This is a genomic window from Finegoldia magna (assembly GCF_003182075.1).
In the GTDB taxonomy this organism is placed as follows: Bacteria; Bacillota; Clostridia; order Tissierellales; family Peptoniphilaceae; genus Finegoldia; species Finegoldia magna.
In genome coordinates this window covers 40,371-44,583 of record NZ_QGTH01000020.1, presented here as the reverse complement: position 1 = coordinate 44,583, position 4,213 = coordinate 40,371, and the positions used below count along the sequence as shown (strand labels likewise).

The 4,213-nt window shown below is 37.0% G+C and carries 4 protein-coding genes; 2 read left to right on the top strand and 2 right to left on the bottom strand.

Annotated features, from left to right (window positions below; genetic code table 11):
• Positions 1–118: 118 nt before the first annotated feature.
• Together DES33_RS08045 and DES33_RS08040 are read right to left on the bottom strand one after the other, a co-directional pair.
• On the bottom strand, positions 119–571 hold the full coding sequence (locus DES33_RS08045; protein ID WP_110058642.1) for a COG2426 family protein: 453 nt from the start codon (positions 569–571) through the stop codon (positions 119–121).
• 8 nt (positions 572–579) lie between these two features.
• A complete protein-coding gene (locus tag DES33_RS08040) occupies positions 580–1,230 on the bottom strand; it encodes an HAD family hydrolase (protein WP_110058641.1) in 651 nt (216 codons plus the stop codon).
• 161 nt (positions 1,231–1,391) lie between these two features.
• Between DES33_RS08040 and DES33_RS08035 the strand changes: the two genes are divergently transcribed.
• Positions 1,392–2,624, top strand: coding sequence for an aminopeptidase (locus DES33_RS08035; protein WP_110058640.1), 1,233 nt, complete (start codon positions 1,392–1,394; stop codon positions 2,622–2,624).
• Positions 2,624–4,213, top strand: a 1,590-nt coding sequence (locus tag DES33_RS08030) for a M3 family oligoendopeptidase (RefSeq protein ID WP_110058639.1), incomplete at its 3' end; no start/stop codon positions are given. The genes DES33_RS08035 and DES33_RS08030, both read left to right, overlap by 1 nt.

Here is a 4,213-nt window from a genome sequence, read left to right as displayed (position 1 = left end):
AAATATTCTAGTACTAATTTTATTTTAAATTCTTTTGTGTATTTTGGCATACAAAAACCCCTCCATCCGTATTCCGGATTTTGGGGTTCAGGTTACACAGGTCTTTTTTGTATGCCAATTACTTAATCACATTCAACACACCCATTGTTGAAAGCATCACTATTATTCCCGCTGTGATGACTCCCAAGGTTATGGGAAGCATACTTTTTTTGGGACTCAATCCCAGAAATGATGCCACTAATGCGCCAGTCCAAGCGCCTGTTCCAGGAAGTGGGATCGCAACCAAAATATATAGCCCCAGTCTTCCGTATTTATCGATCGTCTTGCTTTTTTCTTGTGCTTTTTTGTTAATCCAATCCACAAACGGTTTGAAAGTGTCGATTGTATCCAACCATTGTAGGACTTTTTGTGTCAACAAAATTAAAAATGGTATCGGCAATATGTTGCCAATCACAGACAAGAAGAACGCCAATGCCGGGTTAATGTTATTTGCAAGTGCGTAAATCATCGACCCTCTGATTTCCAAAACAGGAAGCATGGACAATATGAACATATAAATTATTTTATTCATACAAACTCCTACTTAAACAAATCGTAGTCCAAATCATCGTATGATTCGATGTATTGGTCCACTTTTTCATCAATTATATCATAATCATTAACAGTGGATTCGTCAGTTATTCCCACTATTTTAAATCCCATTTTGTCGACCGTATCGATGCAGTACAGTGCATCTTCAAACACGATTGTGTTGTCCACATTTGAGCCCAATTTATCCAGTGCATTATTCCAATATTCGTTTTCGTATTTGTGGTAACCTACGGATTTACAAGTTTGTACGAATTCAAAATAATCCAATATCCCTTGTTTTTCAAGAGCGGGAATTGCCAATTGGTCTTCTGTGGCTGTTGCAACACACATTTTAATTCCCATTGATTTTAGCTTTTCTAGCATATCCAAAACGCCCGGTTTCAAATCAAATTCGTTCATATATCCGTTTCTAATTGTGTAATATATAAAGTTCAAACCATCGTCTGTGGTTTTTTTGATGTCAAAAGTTTCGTGAATGTAATCAATAGATGTCAAAAGTGTTTTGGTTTTGATTGTCCTTATAAAATCATCGTCAGGTTTTATTCCCAAATTTTCAATGTAATCCAAGATAACTCGGTTCCATTTGTACATGGAGTTAATCAAAGTTCCATCCATATCAAAAATTGCGTATTTAATCATAAATTCATCCTTTCATTTATATTTAGATTTTAGTATATGGGGTATGTAAAGTCAATCAAAATCCAGTGTTTTTACGTATTTTACAAATATTTTATTTTTATAAAATTGAAAAATTATCGGGAAAACCATATAATATTATTAGTGATACGAGGAGGAATAATATGGAAAATTTTGACAAAAAACTAAACAATTACGCAAGATTAATTATCGAAAAAGGAATCAATGCAAACGATAGACCACTTGTAATTCGTTGTGCAGTTGAAAGAGCTGATTTTGCAAGACTTTTGGTGAAATACGCTTACGAAAAAGGCTGCAGCGAAGTTATTGTGGAATGGAATGACGATGCAATCAACAGAATGTACTACGAAAACGCATCAGAAGAAGCGTTGAAGGACGTTCCAGATTTTATCGTTGAAAAATCCAAATACTATTTTGAAAAAAAGGCAGGTGTGATATCTGTATCTTGCCAAGATCCTGAAAATTTGAAGGGCGTTGATGCCGACAGAGTTCAAATGAGATCCAAGGTTTTTGCTGAAAAGATGAAACCAATTCAAAAATACACAATGAATGACATCAACAGCTGGTGTGTTGTCGCAGCTCCAAGTGTTGGCTGGGCGAAAAGAGTATTCCCAGAACTTTCAGAAGAAGAAGCTGTAGAAAAATTGTGGGATCAAATCTTCAAGGCGACACGTTCTGATACAGAAGATCCAATCAAAGCGTGGGATGAACATTTGGACACAATGGACAAACACGCAGAGTTTATGAACAAGCACCAATTCGTGAAGCTTCACTACACAAACTCATTGGGAACTGATTTGACAATCGAACTTCCAAAAGGACACGTGTGGATGGCTGCACAATCTACAGATAATTACGGAAATGTTTTTGTTCCAAATATTCCAACAGAAGAAGTGTTCACAGCACCTCACAAAGACAAGGTAAACGGCGTTGTTTACAGCACCAAACCATTGAATTACGGCGGCAACACTATCGACAAGATGAGATTTGAATTTAAAGATGGAAAAGTTGTGGATTTCGATGCAGAAGTTGGCAAGGAAACTTTGAAGAATATGTTCGATACTGATGAAAATGGAAAATACTTGGGAGAAGTGGCACTTGTTCCTTATGAATCACCAATTTCCAAATCAAACGTCACATTCATCAAAACATTGTACGACGAAAACGCATCATGTCACCTTGCATTCGGCCAAGCTTACCCAACTTGTGTAGAAGGCGGAGTTGACATGAATGAAGATGAATTGAAGAAAAATGGAATCAACGATTCATTAATTCACGTCGATTTCATGGTTGGATCAAAAGATATGAGAATCGTTGGAACTACAGCTGATGGCAAAGAAGTAGAAGTATTTAAGGAAGGAAACTGGGCAATCTAATGGATATACTAAAATATTGTAAAAGAGAAGAAGCAGACCCACAATACATGTGGGATTTGTCTGCATTATATAAAACAGAAGAAGAATTCGAAAAAGCAGTGAAGACAATTGATTTGATGGCAGATGATTTCAAGAAAAATTACGAAAATAAACTCAAATCAGCAGACATCATCAAAAACGCAATGGACGATTACAGAGATATCGTGGCTAATATCGACCGCATCGCACACTACGCATCACTTGATGTGGAAGCAGACGGCCACAACGAAAAATCCCAAAAAAGAGCCATGGCGACATTCACAAAAATCGCAGACATCGAAAACAAAATGAGTTTTTTTGAAACGGAACTTGTACAAGTTGACGAACAAACACTTGAAGAAGTGAAAAACGACACCAACAACACAAGATACATCGACGATTTGTTGAAGAAAAAAGAACACATCTTATCCAAAGAAGTGGAAAATGCTATAAGCAAATTCTCACAAACATTCAGCTCATTCTACGAAATCTACAACACAACCAAAATTCACGACATCACATTTCCTGATTTCGAAGTAAATGGCAAAAAATACGAAATGACTTACAATTTGTTCGAAGGTGTCTACGACAACGACCCTGACACAGATTTGAGAAGAAAATCATACGAAGTGTTCTACAACGAACTAGCAAAATACAAAAACACAACAGCGATGATTTATCTATCACATTGCCAAGCAGAAAAGGCAGAAAGTGAACTAAGAGGATACGATTCAGTGATAGATTTCTTGTTAGACAGACAAAACATTTCTCGTGAATTGTACGACAGACAACTAGATGTAATCATGCAAGAACTTCCTAAACACATGAGAAAATACGCCCAAATCATCAAAAAAGAATACGATTTGGACAAAGTTACATTCATGGACTTGAAGCTTGATGTGGAAAACTCATTCTCCAAAAACATTTCAGTAGAAGATGCAAGGAATTTGGTCAAGGACGGACTTTCAATCCTAGGCGAAGATTATTCCAAAATGCTCGATCGTGCATTTGACGAAAAGTGGATTGATTTCGTAAACACATTCGGAAAATCAACAGGAGCATTCTGCGCATCTCCATTCTTGGCACACCCATACGTGTTGATATCTTGGACTGGCAAACTAACAGAAGCCATCGTATTGTCACACGAATTGGGACATGCAGGACAATCCTACATCTCACAAAAAACACAAAACGTGTTGGACAACGACCCATCAATGTACTTCGTGGAATCACCATCCACAACAAACGAACTCATCATGAGCAGATACTTGCTAGAAAAAGCAACAACTGACCAAGAAAGAAGATATTTGTGTGGACAAATAATCTCCAGAACCTACTTCCACAACTTCGTCACACACTTTATCGAAGGATACTACCAAAGAGAAGTGTACAAATTAATCGATAAGAAAGAAGGATTCACAGCCGATGATTTGTCCAGAATCTTCAAAGAAACACTACAAAAATTCTGGGGAGAGGACGTTGAAATCAACGAAGGATCAGAATTAACATGGATGAGACAACCTCACTACTACATGGGATTGTATCCATACACTTACTCTGCAGGACTTACA

Bases quoted from the DNA above. Each gene is read 5' to 3' on its own strand.
- DES33_RS08035 (WP_110058640.1), top strand. From the start codon at position 1,392: ATGGAAAATTTTGACAAAAAACTAAACAATTACGCAAGATTAATTATC.
- DES33_RS08045 (WP_110058642.1), bottom strand. From the start codon at position 571: ATGAATAAAATAATTTATATGTTCATATTGTCCATGCTTCCTGTTTTG.
- DES33_RS08040 (WP_110058641.1), bottom strand. From the start codon at position 1,230: ATGATTAAATACGCAATTTTTGATATGGATGGAACTTTGATTAACTCC.